The organism is Mucilaginibacter sp. OK283 (assembly GCF_900110415.1).
Classification (GTDB): Bacteria; Bacteroidota; Bacteroidia; order Sphingobacteriales; family Sphingobacteriaceae; genus Mucilaginibacter.
Genome location: NZ_FODR01000010.1, coordinates 79,193 through 97,105, shown reverse-complemented (window position 1 = coordinate 97,105; position 17,913 = coordinate 79,193). Strand labels below are relative to the sequence as shown.

Sequence of the window (17,913 nt, the reverse complement as noted above, 5' to 3'; positions counted from 1 at the left end):
GTTAAAATTTAAAGTTATAGGTGATGGAAGGCACAAAGGTGAATAGGGTAGTCCTCACGGCTTCAGTGCGGCTGGCATCGTCTTTATTATTGCGGAAATAAATGCGGTAGGCATTGTGGTTGCCCAGGGCATTGTACAGGCTAAAAGTTAAATCCGACTCAAATTTGCTGGTCTTTTTTAGCTGGCGGGTGGCGCCAAGATCAAGCCGGTTGTAGGCCGGCATCCTGTCGGCATTACGGCTGGTGTAGTAATAGTAATTGGCCCCATCTACCTGGTACTTGCCGTTGGGGAAAGTTACCGCATCGCCGGTGTAGTATATAAAATTGGCCGATAGGGTCCACTTTTCGGTAGCTTTGTACATGGCTACAATGGCCAGGTCGTGCGTACGGTCTTGCCGGGCGTTGTACCATTGGTTGTTGTTAATGCCATCAATCTGGCGTTCGGTTTTTGCCAGGGTATAGCTTATCCAGCCGGTTAAGCGGCCGGTTTTCTTTTTAAGCAGTACCTCGGCGCCATAAGCGCGTCCCTTGCCGTAAAGCAGCTGGGTTTCAATAGGCTGATTGGTAAAAATATTGGCGCCGTTACGGTAATCAACCTGGTTTTGCATTTTTTTATAATAAGTTTCAAAGGTGAACTCATATTTATGGTCGCCGAAATCGCGGTAATAGCCTACCGAAAACTGGTCGGCCAGTTCGGGTTTAATAATGTTGGTGCTGGCCACCCATTTATCTGTTGGCGAACCCGAGTTGGAATTGGATATAAGGTGCAAATTTTGCGCGTTACGTGCATACGATGCCTTTACCGAACTATAATCATTGAGCGAATAGGCTGCCGCGATGCGTGGCTCGGGGTTAACATAGGTTTTAACCGCCTGCCCCGTTGAATAGTGTTTTGTGCCCGTGATATTGCCATCGACATCAAGGGTATAATAATCGCCCTGCCCCAGGATGGTAAAGGCCGACAGGCGTACGCCATAAGTAAGACTAAAACGATCAGATGCTTTCCAGGTATTGGTAGCATATAACGAATTTTCGAGCGCGTACCTGTTTTGCAGGTTCTGCGATATAATACCCGAGTTGCCTGTCGACGATATTTCACCAGGCTTAATGGTATGATAAATGGCGTTAAAGCCAAAGCTGATGGTGTTTTTATCGCCGGCATAGTATTGCAGGTCTTCCTTCAGGTTAAGATCTCTTATTTGCGAATAGATCAGGAATTCGTTTACATCCTCCTTGATATTGATTTTGTAATCGTAATCGCTGTAGATAAGCGAGGTGTTTGAAAATAGCTGGCTGTTGAAAATGTGGTTCCAGCGGAGTGTGCCGGTGGTGTTTCCCCAGTTAATGCCTGCTATATCGCTTGCTTTCAATACATCTTTACCAAAGTATCCGGATAAAAAGATCCTGTCCCTATCGCCCAAAATATAATTGGCTTTGGCGTTGATATCATAAAAATACAGCTGACTTTTTTTGGCGATGGAATCTTTAGAGAAAGCCAGGAAAGCATCCGCATAAGTACGGCGGGCCGAGATCAAAAACGATGATTTGTTTTTTTGGATAGGGCCTTCCACATTAATGCGGGCGGCTATCAGCCCAACACCGCCGCTTACGCCAAACTTTTGATTGTTGCCCTCGTTCATTTTAATATCCAGCACGGATGATAGCCTGCCGCCGTATTGGGCAGGCATGTCGCCTTTATAAATGCTGATGTTTTTGATGGCGTCGGAGTTAAAGGTGGAGAAGAAACCCAGCAAATGCGATGCGTTGTAAACAGGTGCTTCATCCAGCAGTATCAGGTTTTGATCAGATGCGCCGCCACGCACATAAAAGCCGCCACTGCCTTCGCCGGCCGATTTGATGCCCGGCAACAGCTGTATGGTTTTGATGATGTCGCGTTCGCCCAGCAACACAGGGATATTTTTGGTTTCCTGTACGCTTAAATGTTCAACCCCCATTTGCGGGCTGGCCAAATCGCGGGTGCCGGGTGCTTTGGCACTGATGGTAACCTCCTGCAGGGCCTGTTCGTTATTATCCATGCTGATGTTAAGCTGCTGGTTGGCTGTAAGGTCTACCTGCACAAAAGTGCTTTTTTGACCAACAGCGCTGATGGCCAGCTGATGGCTGCCGGCCGGCAGGGTAATGGAGTAAAAGCCGTATTCGTTACTTGAAGTGCCCTGGCCGGCGTCGGGCACCCTGATGGTGGCGCCAATAATGGTTTCGCCGCTTTGTTTTGATTTAACGGTACCGCTTAGGGTGAATTTGCCGCCTGCCACGGCGGCCGGCAACTTTTTTATTTTAGCCGCATCATATTTAATCATGACGTCCTGGTCTAACACCGAAAAGCTGAAGGGGACCGATGCAAAAGCCTGTTTTAATACATCGCCTAAAGGCTGATTTTTGGCATCGATGCTGATTTTTGCGGGGCTTTGCGCGACGGTTTGGTTATAGGTAAACCTAACGCCGCAGGCGGCGGTTATTTTATCTAAGGCCTGTTTAACAGGTTCATTATTTATGCTGATGGTTACGGTTTTGTCCAGGGGGCTTTGCGCGTAAACCTGTTGACTTGCTATCAATAAAACGATGGCGCAAAGTAACGTTCGGAACAGGATAGGTATTTGCAGTACAGCGCAAATCAACATGGATAACCATGTGGGTTTGGTTTTATTCATTTTGTGTAGGTTTTTTAAATGTGGGTAAGCCGGTAAAAAGCTTCCCTAATTTGAGTTGATTTTCATGCCCGGCAATTAGCCGGGCTAAAGGTTAATGTTTAGCAATAATTTCCCGGATGTAATACTGGTTGCCCACTTTTTGCCAGCGGGTGTTGTCCATTACGGTACAAAGCACATCAAGCTCGGTGCCGATAAGGCGTGTGGTGTTTAAGTGCCCGTAGTATAAACTATTGGCTATGCGCGGGTCGACGTTTATTTGCACGCCATACTGCCGGGCCAGTTCATCGGCAACGGTTTGCATTGATGCGCCTTCAAAATCGTAATTGCCATTACGCTGAGTAAGAAATTTTTCGGCGTCGGGATAGTTTTCTTTCACCAGCAAGCCATCAGTTTTGTTGAATACCGCCCTTTGCCTGGCTGTCATGATTTGCCGCTGATTTTTGCCGCTTGCCGATGTGAGCACGCCCACCTTCCCGCTTACCACCGTAACTTCGGCCGTTTTTGCATCCTTATAAGCTCTTACGTTAAAGCTGGTACCCAGCACCACGGTTTTGATGGCACCGGATTGAATGATAAACGGATGATTGGCATCGTGCTTTACATCAAAAAATGCTTCGCCATCCAGTTTTACTAAACGCTGCGCACCCCTGAAATTATCCGGGTAGCTGATGCGGGTCGACGGGCTTAGCCACACCAGGGTTCCATCGGGCAAACTGATTTGCCGGTGCTGGCCCGCTTTGCTCAATAAATCCACCTGTTTTACCGGGTCGACAATATCCAGGATAGCGTTTTTGTAAAAGGCCGCAAAGGCAACCAATACCACTATAGCCGCTGCAGCAACCATGTTACGCCATAGGTTAATAATCTTACGCTTTGGTTGCACCGGCGCTTCCATTTGCGATGCAATACGATTAAAAATGCTATCCTTAAGTTCACTGGTTCCGGAGTGCCTGCTGCCCGTGAGCAGTACTTCTTCATCATTAAACCCCTGGTACCATTGCTCAAACCAGGCCATTTCCTCGGGAGTAATGGTTCCGTTTTCAAGCTTATGGGCAAGCTCTTTAATATCGTAGGCGTTGTTTTCCATCGTAAAATATATCTACCTTTTGTACATATAGTCAACGGCAGGGCCGGATACCCTTAGTGAGAAATGAAATTTATTTTGCGTGTGGATTAAGTTAAGAGAAATATGAGGGTTTTGATTTCGCGCTAAGATCGCTAAGGCGCTAAGAGAAAATAAGTAAACGCCCCTACTATCTTGCACGCGACATCTAAGAAATAAGTTCTTTTGATGCTGTTTCCCAATCCAACAACAGGTCGGGATTTGTATCAGATTTACTTTTTCTATCCTCAACCAAGTTTTGATATCCAAGGGGGATAGCCATATCGTCATTCCAAATCAACTTACTAAGTTCAAGTTTTTTGGAGGGAGACAATTGCTTCACAGCATCCATCAATTGTTTGAGTGATAGTTTTACAGTTATCATAACAACATCAAAGGTCATTGGCTTTAAGCGATGCTTCTATTTCAACCAAGGCTTCTTTTGCATTTTGAAGCTGAATCTTACCTTCCTGGTGTAATTTGATTTGTTCAAACGAAGCTTTAAGATTGTTGTAGACACGTAACTCAACTTTATTTAAAGGATGTTTAACCGGGGTAATGCCAAGTTCTCGTTCAAACTCTTTGTTACTGATGTCTACAGATGGCGTCGTCATATCCCGGGTATATTAGCTGTTTATCTAAGGTACTAATTTCTCGCTACAAAAACCGGTCTGCATTAAGCAATATGAAAGCCAGTACGGGTGCCGATACGGCCAGCGTTTCCCTTAATTCGCGCAGGGCTTTGCTCATGTGTGCTTCTACTGTTTTTTGCGATATGTTCAGTTCGGCGGCAATTTCGGCATAAGTTTTATTTTCGTCGCGGCTGAGCAGGAAAACAATACGACATTTTTCGGGGAGCTGGCTGACGGTTTTCTCTAACAGTTGCCGCAATTCTTTTTCATGCAGCCAGTCGGCAGTGCTGTCGGCAACCACCGGCGATGTGATGGTAAGTTCATCATGCTGCAATTGCCGGCGGTGTTGTTTGGCCAGGTGGTTAATTACTTTATATTTTACAGCAACAGAAAGATAGGTAGCCACCGTATGGGTTAGTTGTAGCGTCGCGCGGCGCTGCCAGATGCTTAAAAATACTTCCTGTACCACTTCCTCGGCCTCGTGTTCGTCGTCAAGGCGGTGCAGGGCAACGGCATAGGTTTTATCCCAGTAACGGTTGTACAGTTCGGTAAATGCACCGCGGTCATCCGTCCTGATCAAATCCAGGAGCTGCTGATCGGTATAGGGCTTAGTGAGGGTCAAAATGGGCATGTTTTACTCATAGGATGCCCCAATTTGTTATTGGGTGATGTATTGATAGGACGAAGTTAAACGGCTAAAGTTACACTAAACGCAAATAATGGTAATTTTATATGTGTTACCGCAAAGAAATGTTGGGGCCCTGGGTTTGATGTAGCGGCTTCACCAAATCAGCTCTATTTAAAAGTGTAACCGCCGGTATCCAATGAGCAATTTTTTAGGCACATAATTTTCAATTATCATTTCAATCCCAAACAAAACATATAATTCCTAACTTTAGGTTATATGCTGCCTTTACTCCTCTCCGAACAAATACGCCAGGCCGATGCTTTTACCATCGCCAATGAGCCGATAGCTTCTATAGATTTGATGGAACGAGCTTCGAAAGCGTTTGTAGGATGGTTTATCAACCATTTTCCGGATAAAAATGTAGGTATATCCTTTTATTGCGGCACCGGTAATAACGGCGGCGACGGACTGGCCATAGCCCGACTGCTTAAAGATCATCAATATAAAAGACTAAGCGTTAAAATAGCTTACTTCAGCGAACGGCAGACCGACGATTTTAAGGCTAACCTGCAAAGGTTAAAGCAAACCGGTGTTACTATCATTAACATAAACAAAAGCGCAGAGCTGCCACCAGACGACGGCATTATATTAATTGATGCTTTGCTTGGCACCGGGCTAAACAAACCGCTTAGCGGCGACTATGGACGCCTGGTAAATTACATCAATAACCTTGACAGAACAATAGTTGCGGTAGATGTGCCAACCGGCTTTTTTTCAGAACGCGAAATATTACCGAACGCAGTAGCTATAAAAGCCGACCTGGTGATTACTTTTCAACAGCCTAAAATCAGTTTCCTGCTGCCCGAATCGGCACCTTACATCATTTGCTGGGAAGCCGTAAATATTGGCATTAATGAAAGTTTTGTGCAATCGCTAAACTCCGCATACCAGTTTATTGAAGAGAAAGACATTCGCAAAATATTGAAAGCCCGCCGCCCTTTTAGTAACAAAGGCACTTACGGGCACGCGCTGATTATAGCCGGGCAGGAAAAAACCATGGGAGCGGCCTTGCTTAGCGCATCGGCCGCGGCACATGCGGGCGCTGGTTTAACAACGGCCTGTGTACCCGCAAGCGGCCTGACTGCTTTAAATAGCTACCTGCCCGAAATTATGGTGATTGTACGTAATGAAAATGAATTGCCGGAGATTGAATGGGAGAAATTTAACGCCGCAGCCATTGGGCCTGGTTTGGGCAAGCACGATGATGCCGTAAAACTGTTAGCGGCCCTCATAAAAAACTATAAAAAACCATTAGTTATTGATGCCGATGCCCTTAATTTATTAGCCCAGGATAAAGAATTGCTAAAAAAATTGCCCGCAGGTAGCATTTTAACGCCCCACATGAAGGAGTTTGACCGCCTGTTCGGCCCGCATACAAGTTGGTGGAAAAGGCTTGAAACCGGACTGGAAGAAGCCCGGCAGCTAAATATTTATATTGTATTAAAGAACGACTATACTATAACTATAACACCCGGGGGCAAATGTTATTTTAACCCCACAGGCAACGCTGCTATGGCATCAGGAGGCATGGGCGACGTACTTACCGGGGTAATTACAGCTATGCTGGCTCAAAAATATACACCTTTAGAAGCCTGTTTGGCAGGGATTTATATACATGGAAAGGCCGGGGACGAACTTGCCTTACCAAGCCGGCTTAATGTAGTGTTGCCAGGCAAAATCATTTCTCAATTGCCGGTTACCATGGCAAAGTTGATGGCATAAAAAAAGGATGCAAGTATCATACATCCTTTTTTATTAACTATTAACTGATCTTATAAAGAACTAAATACTCATGTTTATGAGTTAGATCTATCACTTTCATTTTCGTTACTTCACAGGCTCTGTTTAATCTAACTGGTTATAAGACGTCGGTGACATCCTAATAGTTACAAAAAAACGAATAAATGGTTTGGCTTATTGTTAAATAAGTATTAAATATTTTGCAAACCGGGTATTAGCTTAACAAATACGCCTCAAATTACCTCAAAATGACAATTATTGGATATAAAAAGCCAGCAACATCCCGTGTTAGCTGCTTTAAATTATAATTATTAGGGAAGGACTGCGTGTTTTTTTTTAAAATTTGCCAATAACCATCATCTGATCCATAGTTGGGTTAACACTGCCGCCACGCGGTTCAAGTGTTACCGCAAATGCATCTGCCGAGGCCAGCGACCTCATCTCTTTAATATTGGTTAGGGTATCACCCGAATCAAAAACGCCCAGGTCAACCGGCTTACCGCCTACCAGGGCCCAAAGCTGGTATTGATGTGCTTTATCATTCACTGGCATTTTCATATTGGCCAGATCGATAACAACTTTTTTATGTACCGGGCTAAACGCAACAGTTAATACCGACTCCGGCGTTTTGGCTGTGCCCTTTAATCTTAGCAGTTTGTAGGTGGTATCGCGGTAAACCGTCAATTCTCCATCCATTAGCTTAACCTGGTTGGCAAAATGCTGTTTGTCGGCCTGTAGTGCAACCAGTTGCTCATTTGAGGCCTGCAGCTTGCTGTAAACATTTACCAATGCAATGGTACTTGCTACCAACAGCGCCAGGCTGGCCGCGAAAGCATATTTGTAAAAACCACTTTCCTTTTTTTGAACAGGCAGGGTTACAATATTATCTTCATTATCTTCATCCTCATCATCGGTCTCATTGTCCTTTTGCGGATGTGCTTTACTGAAATTCCTGTCATCGCCTAAGTTGGTGAGCAGGCTGCCTAAAACCCGGCTGCGTAAATTTTCTGATGGTTCAACAGCGTTTTCCTTTGCATATAATTCCATCGAGCGCTCAATTCCATCCAGCTCGGCTTTTATCTCCGGATGTTTTGAAGCCATCTCTTCCACCTGGCGCTTCTCGTCGGGGGTTACATCCCCCAAAACGTAAAGTTCCAGTATCCCTGTCTCTATATATGCTTTTAAATCTTCCACTTTCAATTAAAATGTTTTCTGAGTTCCTGTATACCCATTCTCAGCCTTGTTTTAATAGTACCCAGCGGAATACCCAGCTCTTCGGCTGCCTCCACGTGTGTGTACCCTTTAAAATAAACCAAGTCGATAATTGATTTCTGTTCAGGCTTCAAAGTCTGAACTAAATCTTTAACCCCCATTAACTCAGGCTTGTAAGCAGTGCTCCTTTGTTCGTCAATAAAAGTTACGTTATTTTCAATCTCCTGGTTTTTGTTTTGGTTTTTAAAATCTTTTGATCTGATTTTGTCAATTGCCAGGTTACGGGCAATGTTAACCATCCAGGTAAATAAACGGCCTTTTTCGGCGCTGTAACTGGAAAAGGAATGCCAGATTTTTACGAAAGTTTCCTGCAAAATATCTTCAGCTACGGCGGTATCAACAACAATGCGGGATATTACACCATATAACGACGATGAGTACATGTCATAAAGCGCCTCGACAGCAATTTTTTCATGCTTCCTCAATGCAAGCACCAACTCATCTTCCGAAAGCGATATTTTATGTTTCTTACTCAACGAGGTGAATATATAAAGGAATTGTTATAATTCAAATAAGTGTTTTTCGGCATGGTAAGATGATCTTACCAGCGGGCCGCTTTCTACATATTTAAAACCTTTTTCCAGGCCAATTTGTTTTAACCGGGCAAACTGATCCGGGTGAATCCAATCCAAAACAGGGTGGTGGTTACGGGTTGGCTGCAGGTACTGCCCCAGGGTTAATATGTGCACACCTGCCATCAACAAATCATCCATCGCCTCCAGCAAATCGTCCTCAGTTTCGCCCAGGCCAAGCATTATGCCCGATTTGGTACGCAAACCGGCGGCTGATACATGTTTCAATGCTTCCAAACTACGGTCGTATTTAGCCTGGATACGCACTTCCTTAGTCAGGCGCCTTACAGTTTCCAGGTTGTGGGATACTACCTCGGGGCGGGTTTCCAGTACGCGGGCAAGGTTATCCCAGTTACCACGAAAATCGGGCAGTAAGGTTTCCAAAGTAGTTTCAGGGCTTTCGCGGCGGATGGCATTGATAGTTTCGGCCCAGATGATGGAGCCACCATCTTTAAGGTCGTCCCTATCTACAGAGGTTATAACGCAATGTTTTACCTGCATTAATTTAACCGAAGTAGCTACGCGGTTTGGCTCATCAACATCAACAGCCAGCGGCCTGCCGGTTGCTACGGCACAAAATGAACATGAGCGGGTACAAATATTGCCAAGTATCATAAAGGTGGCCGTACCGGCACCCCAGCACTCGCCCATGTTAGGGCAGTTACCACTTTCGCAAATAGTATGTAGTTTGTGCTCGTCAACCAGGCCGCGCACGTGAGCGTATTCTTTTCCGATGGGGAGCTTCACCCTAAGCCAATCGGGCTTACGTTGGATCTGGCTCGCTGCAGGAACTACCGGCAATTCAATCATGGTGCAAATGTAGTTAAAAACCACTTAACCAATCACAAGGTTGCGTGCAGGTTGTAAGAATTATTACAGAATACTGATGTGCAAATAAGTTATGCAGAGTGGCCGTGCTATTACGCTTATTTCCCGGGGGGGATTAGTTGAAATGCAGCCCCGGGGATACTGCCAATTAATTAGGAGAAGTAAGGCTTTTCGTACCAGCGTTTAGAACCGGTACGAAAAAGCTTACATATATCAAGTTATTCGTTAATTGCTTTTACACCGGGCAGCTCTTTACCTTCCATATATTCAAGCAGTGCGCCACCACCTGTAGATACGTAGCTAACCTCGTCGGTAAGGTTAAATTTAGCAACTGCCGCTGCAGAATCGCCACCTCCTATTAAGGAAAATGCGCCATTTTCGGTTGCTTTAACTACGGCTTCGGCAATAGCCTTGGTACCTACCAAAAATGTTTCCATTTCAAAAACCCCCATCGGGCCGTTCCATAAAATGGTTTTTGATTCTTCAACTACCTTGCTGAATATTTTTACGGTTTCGGGGCCGATATCCAATCCCATCCAGTTATCTGGAATTTCGCCGGTTTTGGCCACACCTGTTTTAGCTTCATTTGAAAAAGCATCGGCAATAACGTTATCTACCGGTAAGTAAAGGTTTACACCTTTATCTTTAGCTTTTTGCCTCAGGCTTATTGCAAGGTCAAGTTTATCAGCTTCTACCAATGATGTGCCAATATTGCCGCCATCTGCCTTGGCAAAAGTATAAGCCATACCGCCACCAATAATCAGGTTATCTACTTTATCCAACAATTTTTCTATCAATTGAATCTTATCAGAAACCTTAGATCCGCCCATGATAGCTGTAAAAGGTTTGGTAGCGCCGTTCAATATTTTTTCGGCGTTAGCCAATTCGCCGGCCATCAGATAACCGAAATATTTGGCATCAGGAAAAAACTGCGCGATGATTGATGTTGAGGCATGCGCACGGTGAGCGGTGCCAAAAGCATCGTTCACATATATATCGCCTAATTTTGAAAGCTTTTCGGCAAAGGCAACGTCGCCTTTTTCTTCTTCTTTATAAAAACGAAGATTTTCCAATAAAAGCACCTCGCCGTTACCTAAGTTTTTTGACTTTTCAACCGCTTCTTCGCCAATGCAGTCGTTAGCAAACTGCACTTGCTGGCCCAACAAATCTGAAAGATGAGTAACTACGTGTATCAAAGAATCTTTTTCATTAGGGCCATCTTTCGGCCTGCCCAGGTGCGACATCAGGATAACCCTGCCGCCATCTTTCAAAATCTTTTTTATAGTAGGCAACGCAGCCGTCATCCGGTTATCGTCGGTAATGGTGTAATCTTTATCCAAAGGCACGTTAAAATCAACCCTGATAAGGGCTTTTTTGCCTGCAAAACTAATTTGATCTACGGTTTTCATATAAAATATGGGTCGTTTAATGGTAAGGCGCGCAAATTCAGCATTTTATTCTTAATTCTTAACTAAAAAAGTAAAAAGCTGTTCTAATTTGCCCAATATTTCATATTAACTTAACATACATCACAAAATGCGGCCCTATTCCCGGTACTTCAAACTCGGCCGAAACAACCTCAAAACCAGCGTTGAGATAAAATGGAACAGCTTTTTTGCGGGCATTGCACCAAACATAATTTACCTTTTGGCCGCGCAGATAGGTAAGCGCAAAATTCACCAGCCGGTTGCCCAGCCCCCGCCCTCTATATTGGGGGATAGTAGCCATTCCGCGTAACTGGTAGCCAGTGCCCCTAAATTCGCCATAGTTTTGTGGGTGAAAAGATGCGATGCAAGCCAATTCATCATTTTTGTAGTACCCTAAATGAAAAGCCGCTGCTATTACATCTGTCGGGAAACGGCATTCATCAGGGGTAAGCCGCCCCTCGCGCAATACTTCGTTCCTAATGGGTAGTAATGCTTCAACCTCAATAAATTTTATCATTCTTAAAACTAGTATTAAAAGTGCAAACCTGTGTTTTGTAAAGCGTTAAGCTAATAAAACACAACTGCAGGTGGCATATCAAGGCACTTTAGATTATGATTTTTTAAAATGGGCTATTTTTTCAACCAGGTCGGCAAGGCGGCTGCTGTAACCCATTTCATTATCGTACCAGCCAACAACCTTTACCAGCCCGCCAACTATTGATGTAAGCTGGGCATCAAAAATACAGCTGTGCGGGTTATCTAAAATATCGGTAGATACTATTGGATCTTCTGTATATTCCAGTACGTTTTTCATATCCCCGTAAGCCGCCTGTTTAAATGCCAGGTTAATTTCGCTTATAGTTGGCTGCTTTTTTAAGCTGCAGGTAAAATCGGTTAACGAACCATTGAGCACCGGCACCCTGATACCCGCGCCCCCTAAACGGCCGGTTAAATGCGGAAATATGGCAGTTATAGCTTTGGCGGCACCTGTGGTAGTTGGAATAATGGAGGCCGATGCCGCACGGGCCCGCCTCAAATCTTTATGCGGCGCATCATGTAAATTCTGATCGCCGGTCATCGAGTGTACAGTAGTAATATAACCGTCAATAATACCCCAGTTTTCATCAAGAATTTTTACCATTGCCGCAACATTATTGGTTGTGCAAGAAGCATTTGATAATATGGGCGATGATAAATCAACCTGCCCGTCATTAACGGCCAGCACCACTGTTGGCACACTTTTATCTGTTGCCGGCGCCGAGATGATTACTTGCTTTGCACCGGCGGTTAAATGCATTTGCGCACCTTCCCTTGACGTAAATTTACCGGTCGATTCGATCACGAGGTCTATATCCAGGTTTTGCCATGGCAATGCCAAAGGGTTGCTTTCGGCCAAAACCTTTATTGCTTTACCATCAATATAAAGATTACCGGCATCAAAATTTACCTTGCCTTTATAACCGCGATGAACTGAATCATATTTAAATAAGTGGGCAAGGGTTTGGGTATCGGTAAGGTCATTAATAGCCATTACCTCGATACCTGGCCGGTTTAGGATATTTCGCAAAAATATGCGCCCAATACGGCCAAAACCATTTATAGCTATCTTCATCTTCTTTTGTGTTTTTTTTATGGAGAGCGCAAAGTTAATGAAGATGAACGGGTATTTACAACGACACTGATTTAGTGACGTTGTAAATACTTTAGTTGTAAATACTTTACAAAAGATGGCAAAATAAACAAATGGGATTAAGCGAAAAAATTACGGAGAGCAACTCGCTCACGTTCTTTTGAGCGCAGGCTAAATGTAATAATCCAGTTAGTTATTATCGAAATAAACAGGATGAACACGATGAGCAACGAATTACTCAAGCCATCAAACATAAACACCATCCCTATTGATAATAAATTTATTATTGATAAGCACAGGGTTGTTTGCAGGTGATTAAGTCCTAACCTCAAAATACGGTGATGAACATGGTTCCTGTCGGCCTCAAAAGGCGATTTACCGCTTACTATTCTCAAGACAAACACCCTTAAAGTATCAAATACCGGGCCTATCAATATGGCTATGGCCAATGCGGGTGCATGGCTGATAGCCGGGATGTTTTTATGCTCAATTTTTGTTACCTCGATAAACTTAACAACCATCACTGCCGATATTAAGCCAATAAGCAACGCGCCTGTATCGCCCATGAATATTTTGGCAGGCGTAATATTGAATTTTAAAAACCCGATAACAGCACCCACCATTGCCAGCGAAACGGCGGCAAGCTCATATTGCCTGATATACATAAATAAAAACGCAAATGCGCCGTTTACAATAATGCCGGTAGTAGCGGCCAAACCATCTATCCCGTCAATTAAATTGAAAGAATTTACGATAAGCATAATAAGCAATACAGATAATGCAGCGCTTGGCAGGTAGGGCAACAGCGTAATGCCAAATACACCATACATACTGGTAATACGGATATCGCCCAGCAACACCAATATTAACGCAACTACAAACTGGATTAAAAACTTGGTGCTTGAATTAACGCCGGAAAGATCGTCCTTTAATCCCATTGCAAAAAGTATGATACACGAAATAAGCACATAACTGAGCGGGAGTGCTTTATCAATTATGCTAAATAACAGTGTAGTAATGGTAAAGCTTACAAAAATGGCCACACCGCCCAAACGCGGAATGCCATGGTCATGTTGTTTCCTGAAATGGCCAACGTCATCATACAAGTGCCTTGAACGCGCAACATGTAATATAGATGGGATACATAGCAGTGTAATTAATGCTGAAAATACTACTATTAAAATATTGTAAATTAAATGAGACGAATGTAAAAGTTCAAGCATTGTGTGGGGGTATTAAGATCAATTCGTTTTATTGTTAAGCCGTTATACGCAAGCGTTTAATAAAAGTTTAATTTCAAATTAAAAATATTGATAAATTTTCCGCAATGGTTTTAATACAAGTGCCAGCACAGGAACCATGATGTTATTTTGGCGCATCGCCTTTAAATCAAAGCTCCAGGCCTTAACCCTGTTTATTAAACTGCTGTTGCTAACTCCGCCACCCTGCATAATTACCATTACTTTATTTAAATAAAAGTTCCTGATTTTATACTGGTGCATAAACCTCAGCATTAACTCGTAATCGGCGGCAGAACCGTATTGAAGACTGTAAAAACCCAATTTTTGAAACAATTCCCGTTTGCAGTAAAAGGTGGGATGCGGCGGCATAAAGCCCAGGTTAAAGGAATTGACCCCGCATTGCTTAGAATTCCATTTGCGTTTAACCTGGCCGGCAAGGTTTACAATCAGCAAGTTGCCATATACAGCCTCGGCGCTATTTTCAATAAATTCCTTAACTACTGCCGATAAAACATCAGCACCGGCCAAACTATCATCGGCATTCAGCGTCCCTATAATTTGGCCGGTAGCCAACTTAATGCCTTTATTCATGGCATCATATATTCCCTTATCAGGCTCGGAAACCAAATGGCTGATTGATGAACGGTACCGATTGATGATTGGAAGGGTGTTATCTGTTGATCCGCCATCGATGATTATGTGTTCGATATCGGGATGTTTTTGGCTGATAACAGATTCGATACATCTGGCAATTGTATCCTGGGCATTATAAACAACTGTAATTAACGATACCTTCAAACCCTGAAAATTGAAAAAATACACCGCACTAATACCCGCAAATTATGTATTTTTGAAAATATTGCAAAATTATAAACACATTAAGCATAAGTTATCGTCCCTATGCGTATAATAATCTACTTTTTTTCCTTCTTTTTAATAACTCTTGTTTTAACCTCATGTTCGGGTAAACAATACCAAATACTTTTTGAACAAAAAGCAACTAATATTAATCCTGATACATCACAAAGGAGCAATGGTGATTTGACCAGCTACCATATAAAGCCCCAGGATTTACTGCAGATACGAAACCTGCAAAATATCAAATATGTTGTTGATGAAAGTCCGTCGGCTTCGGGCACCGGTGGTGGCGGAGTTGCCGGTACAGGACAGGTTTACCAGGTAGAAGAAGATGGCACCATAGCGCTGCCTGTTATTGGGCATATACTTGTATCGGGACTTACACGTGTACAGGCAGCAAAACTTATTGAGGACCTTTACCGTAAAAACCTACTTAAAGATCCCATAATTGAATTAAAGATTACAAATTTAAAAGTGACGCTACTTGGAGAATTTAAAGGACAGGGAAACTTTCCTTTAGTAAAAGACAGGACTACATTAGTTGAAATGATTGGACAGGCCGGAGGCCTGTCAGATAAGGCAAACGAAACAAACATAAAAATTATACGCGGCGATCAAAAAAACCCGCAGGTAACCTATATTAATCTGAGGGACATACAATCCATAAACGATCCGAGGGCCATACTTCAAAACGGTGATATTGTTTATGCATCGCCCAACAAACGTTCCATACGTAACGATAATTTACAAAACATATCAACTCTTGTACAGCCCATATTACTTTTATTTAATACGGCCTTATTAGTTTTATCGCTTTCACGTCGCTAATGGAAGAGACAGAAAAATTTCAACGAAAACTACCCAATCAAGAAATTGATTATTTTAAGTTAGGTAAAATATTATTGAGCCGATGGTACTGGATAGCAACATCTGTAGGTATTGCCGTAGTCATTTCATATGCTTATTTGTGGTATACACCAAAAACATATGCAACATCCGGTACGCTTAAAATAGAAGAAAAAAAATCTGAGGTATCTGACCTGATAACTGTTATGGCAGTACCCGAGCGCGGTCCCTCAAAAATACAAAGCATCACATCGGTGCTGCAAAGCCGCAACGTTATACTTAGCGCTATTAAGGATATGGATTACCGGGTAAGTTTTTACCTCTCGGGCCGCGTGCGTACTACAGAAACCTATCCATCAAAACCATTAAACATTCAGTTAATAAAATTTGACAGCTTAAATTTTTTTCATGAACAAATTAGCTATAGGCCAATTGACAGGCAAACGTTTAGCCTAAGCTATAAAGCGGGCGATAAAGAAATAAAAAATAATTACAGGTATAACAGCCCTGTAACCATTGGCAATACCAGTTTCAATATAAAATACCCCGGAGCCATTGATAATAGCACCATTTACCTTTTTAATTTCAACATCCCCGAAGATTATATAGGCAGGGTACAGGGTGGCCTAAGGGCCGGAGAAACAGGAAAAAATACCAATATCATCTCCATCCAGGAAACCGACTCGAACCCACAGTTTGCGGCCGATGTGCTTAACAATATCATGAAAGAATACGTGATATTCGACCGTAACCAAAAAGCACAATCGGCCTCGCAAATGATCGATTTTATCGATAGTCAGCTATCATTCTTATCAAATGAGGTAAAAGGGTCCGAAAGCTCAATAGAAAAATATAAAAATAAAAACAAGATACTTGATGTAAACTCGGCATCAGCCACATCGGCATCAAAAGCCGCCGAGATTGAATCGAACAGATCGTTGCTAAAAATCCAGCTTATTTCGCTCGATCAGCTCAAAGATCAAATTACCAAAGAAAAAGATAACGTCACATTAAACTTCAGCGCCGGCGGAACTGATTTACCTGCGCTAAACGCCCTGATTACTAAGTTAGATGGGCTGATATCTGAAAGATCGGGTCTATTAAAAACATTTACCCCCAACTCGCAACCTTTACAAGAGGTTAACCAACAAATTTTACAAACCAAGCTTACCGCGTTAAATAACATAAAAGGTATTCGCAGCAGCATCGAAAAAAATATGGCTTATTTAGATAGCCAGCTATCGCAGGTAAACCAAACAATAATGGCCTTACCCGCTGCCCAGCGCGACCTGGTGAGCTTGCAACGCGACTTCGAAATTAACGATAAAGTATACTCTTTCTTGTCCGAAAAAAAGCTGGAGGCGCAAATAAGTCGCGCTGGGATATTGCCGGGCGCTACGGTAATTGAATTTGCCCAACCCAACTTTAACGCGGTATCGCCAAATGAGCATGATATCCACCGGTCGGCAATTATTTTTGGCCTGGCTATTGGTCTGGGGCTTATTATTTTAATACGCGTGCTAAACCCTTATATTTATGATAAGGAGACTATCGAAAGCCTTACGGCCATACCTATCCTGGGTATTATAAGAAAATACCCCGACATAATTGACGAAAACAGCAAGCAGGTTTTGGCGTTGAGCAAACCACGGTCTATTTTCGCCGAGTCAGTACGTTCGGTACGCACAAATCTTAGTTTCCTTGCCTCAGAAAAATTGAGTAAAGTAATTTGTATTACATCCGAAGTTGCCGGTGAAGGCAAATCGTTTGTAGCTGTAAATTTATCGAGCACCTTATCGCTTATTGATAAAAAAGTAGTACTTATAGGCGCAGATTTAAGACGCTCAAAACTACATAAAACCTTCCATGTACCTAATGACCTGGGATTAAGCAATTACCTTGCCCATCAAAACGAGATGGAAGACATTATACTACATTCTGACCAACAGAACCTCGATTTTATAGTTTCGGGACCAGTGCCCCCTAACCCATCTGAATTATTACATAGTGACAGGATGCAGGCTTTGATAAACCAGCTAAAATTAAAATATGATATCGTAATGATTGATACCGCTCCTATAGGCCTGGTATCTGACGCTATTCCGTTGATCAGGATTAGTGATATTAATGTTTTTGTAATCCGATCGGGCAAGTCAAAATTTTATGCGGCCAGTGTTCCGCAGCGGATTGCCCAGGAATATCATCTTGATAATACAGTAATAGTGCTCAACGCTTTTGAAGAGGACCTTTTGCATTCAAGATATTACACTACCAAATTCAGTGGCGATAGCGCCGGAGCCCGGTATTACTATTATTCAGATTATAGCGGCTATTCAGGATCAGGATATTACCTGGAAGACGACAAAAATAAATGGTGGGACATACGGCGATGGTTTAAATAAAATTTGC

16 protein-coding genes are annotated in these 17,913 nt (G+C 43.0%); 3 read left to right on the top strand and 13 right to left on the bottom strand.

Annotated features, from left to right (window positions below):
• Position 1: 1 nt before the first annotated feature.
• The 5 genes from BMX56_RS21410 to BMX56_RS21390 form a co-directional block, all read right to left on the bottom strand.
• A complete protein-coding gene (locus BMX56_RS21410) occupies positions 2 to 2,668 on the bottom strand; it encodes a TonB-dependent receptor (protein WP_255369887.1) in 2,667 nt (888 codons plus the stop codon).
• Positions 2,669 to 2,759: 91 nt separating this feature from the next.
• The gene (locus BMX56_RS21405; protein WP_090651729.1) at positions 2,760 to 3,755 is read right to left on the bottom strand and encodes a FecR family protein; all 996 of its coding nucleotides are present in this window, start codon (positions 3,753 to 3,755) and stop codon (positions 2,760 to 2,762) included.
• A gap of 184 nt (positions 3,756 to 3,939) precedes the next feature.
• On the bottom strand, positions 3,940 to 4,173 hold the full coding sequence (locus tag BMX56_RS21400) for a hypothetical protein (protein ID WP_090651728.1): 234 nt from the start codon (positions 4,171 to 4,173) through the stop codon (positions 3,940 to 3,942).
• A complete protein-coding gene (locus BMX56_RS21395; protein ID WP_090651727.1) occupies positions 4,163 to 4,384 on the bottom strand; it encodes a hypothetical protein in 222 nt (73 codons plus the stop codon). Before BMX56_RS21395 ends, BMX56_RS21400 begins: the two co-directional genes overlap by 11 nt.
• A gap of 43 nt (positions 4,385 to 4,427) precedes the next feature.
• Positions 4,428 to 5,033 carry an RNA polymerase sigma-70 factor gene (locus BMX56_RS21390; protein WP_090651726.1) on the bottom strand — a complete coding sequence of 202 codons (606 nt, stop codon included), beginning with the start codon at positions 5,031 to 5,033 and terminating at the stop codon, positions 4,428 to 4,430.
• 273 nt (positions 5,034 to 5,306) lie between these two features.
• Here BMX56_RS21390 and BMX56_RS21385 point away from each other — a divergent pair, with 273 nt between their 5' ends.
• Positions 5,307 to 6,812, top strand: a complete 1,506-nt coding sequence (locus BMX56_RS21385; RefSeq protein WP_090651725.1) for an NAD(P)H-hydrate dehydratase — start codon at positions 5,307 to 5,309, stop codon at positions 6,810 to 6,812.
• 354 nt (positions 6,813 to 7,166) lie between these two features.
• On the opposite strand, the gene BMX56_RS21380 is transcribed toward BMX56_RS21385, so the two are convergent.
• The 8 genes from BMX56_RS21380 to BMX56_RS21345 all read right to left on the bottom strand — a co-directional run bounded on the left by BMX56_RS21380 (position 7,167) and on the right by BMX56_RS21345 (position 14,598).
• Positions 7,167 to 8,024 carry an anti-sigma factor gene (locus BMX56_RS21380; protein ID WP_090651724.1) on the bottom strand — a complete coding sequence of 286 codons (858 nt, stop codon included), beginning with the start codon at positions 8,022 to 8,024 and terminating at the stop codon, positions 7,167 to 7,169.
• Positions 8,025 to 8,026: 2 nt separating this feature from the next.
• Complete coding sequence (locus BMX56_RS21375; protein WP_090651723.1) at positions 8,027 to 8,578, bottom strand: RNA polymerase sigma factor; 552 nt, start codon at positions 8,576 to 8,578, stop codon at positions 8,027 to 8,029.
• Positions 8,579 to 8,602: 24 nt separating this feature from the next.
• Entirely contained in the window at positions 8,603 to 9,484 is an 882-nt protein-coding gene (gene lipA, locus BMX56_RS21370) for a lipoyl synthase (protein ID WP_090651722.1), read from the bottom strand.
• Between the two features lie 236 nt (positions 9,485 to 9,720).
• Positions 9,721 to 10,911 carry a phosphoglycerate kinase gene (gene pgk / locus BMX56_RS21365; RefSeq protein WP_090651721.1) on the bottom strand — a complete coding sequence of 397 codons (1,191 nt, stop codon included), beginning with the start codon at positions 10,909 to 10,911 and terminating at the stop codon, positions 9,721 to 9,723.
• A gap of 100 nt (positions 10,912 to 11,011) precedes the next feature.
• Positions 11,012 to 11,446 carry a GNAT family N-acetyltransferase gene (locus tag BMX56_RS21360; RefSeq protein ID WP_090651720.1) on the bottom strand — a complete coding sequence of 145 codons (435 nt, stop codon included), beginning with the start codon at positions 11,444 to 11,446 and terminating at the stop codon, positions 11,012 to 11,014.
• A gap of 93 nt (positions 11,447 to 11,539) precedes the next feature.
• Positions 11,540 to 12,541 (bottom strand): type I glyceraldehyde-3-phosphate dehydrogenase, encoded by a 1,002-nt coding sequence (gene gap, locus BMX56_RS21355; protein ID WP_090651719.1) that lies wholly within the window; start codon positions 12,539 to 12,541, stop codon positions 11,540 to 11,542.
• A 137-nt stretch (positions 12,542 to 12,678) separates the two neighbouring features.
• Entirely contained in the window at positions 12,679 to 13,782 is a 1,104-nt protein-coding gene (locus BMX56_RS21350; RefSeq protein ID WP_090651718.1) for an MraY family glycosyltransferase, read from the bottom strand.
• Between the two features lie 78 nt (positions 13,783 to 13,860).
• Positions 13,861 to 14,598 carry a glycosyltransferase family 2 protein gene (locus tag BMX56_RS21345; RefSeq protein WP_090651862.1) on the bottom strand — a complete coding sequence of 246 codons (738 nt, stop codon included), beginning with the start codon at positions 14,596 to 14,598 and terminating at the stop codon, positions 13,861 to 13,863.
• Between the two features lie 102 nt (positions 14,599 to 14,700).
• Between BMX56_RS21345 and BMX56_RS21340 the strand changes: the two genes are divergently transcribed.
• Positions 14,701 to 15,486 (top strand): polysaccharide biosynthesis/export family protein, encoded by a 786-nt coding sequence (locus BMX56_RS21340; protein WP_090651717.1) that lies wholly within the window; start codon positions 14,701 to 14,703, stop codon positions 15,484 to 15,486.
• The gene (locus BMX56_RS21335; RefSeq protein WP_090651716.1) at positions 15,486 to 17,906 is read left to right on the top strand and encodes a GumC family protein; all 2,421 of its coding nucleotides are present in this window, start codon (positions 15,486 to 15,488) and stop codon (positions 17,904 to 17,906) included. The genes BMX56_RS21340 and BMX56_RS21335 overlap by 1 nt, the downstream gene beginning before the upstream one ends.
• Positions 17,907 to 17,913: the final 7 nt, after the last annotated feature.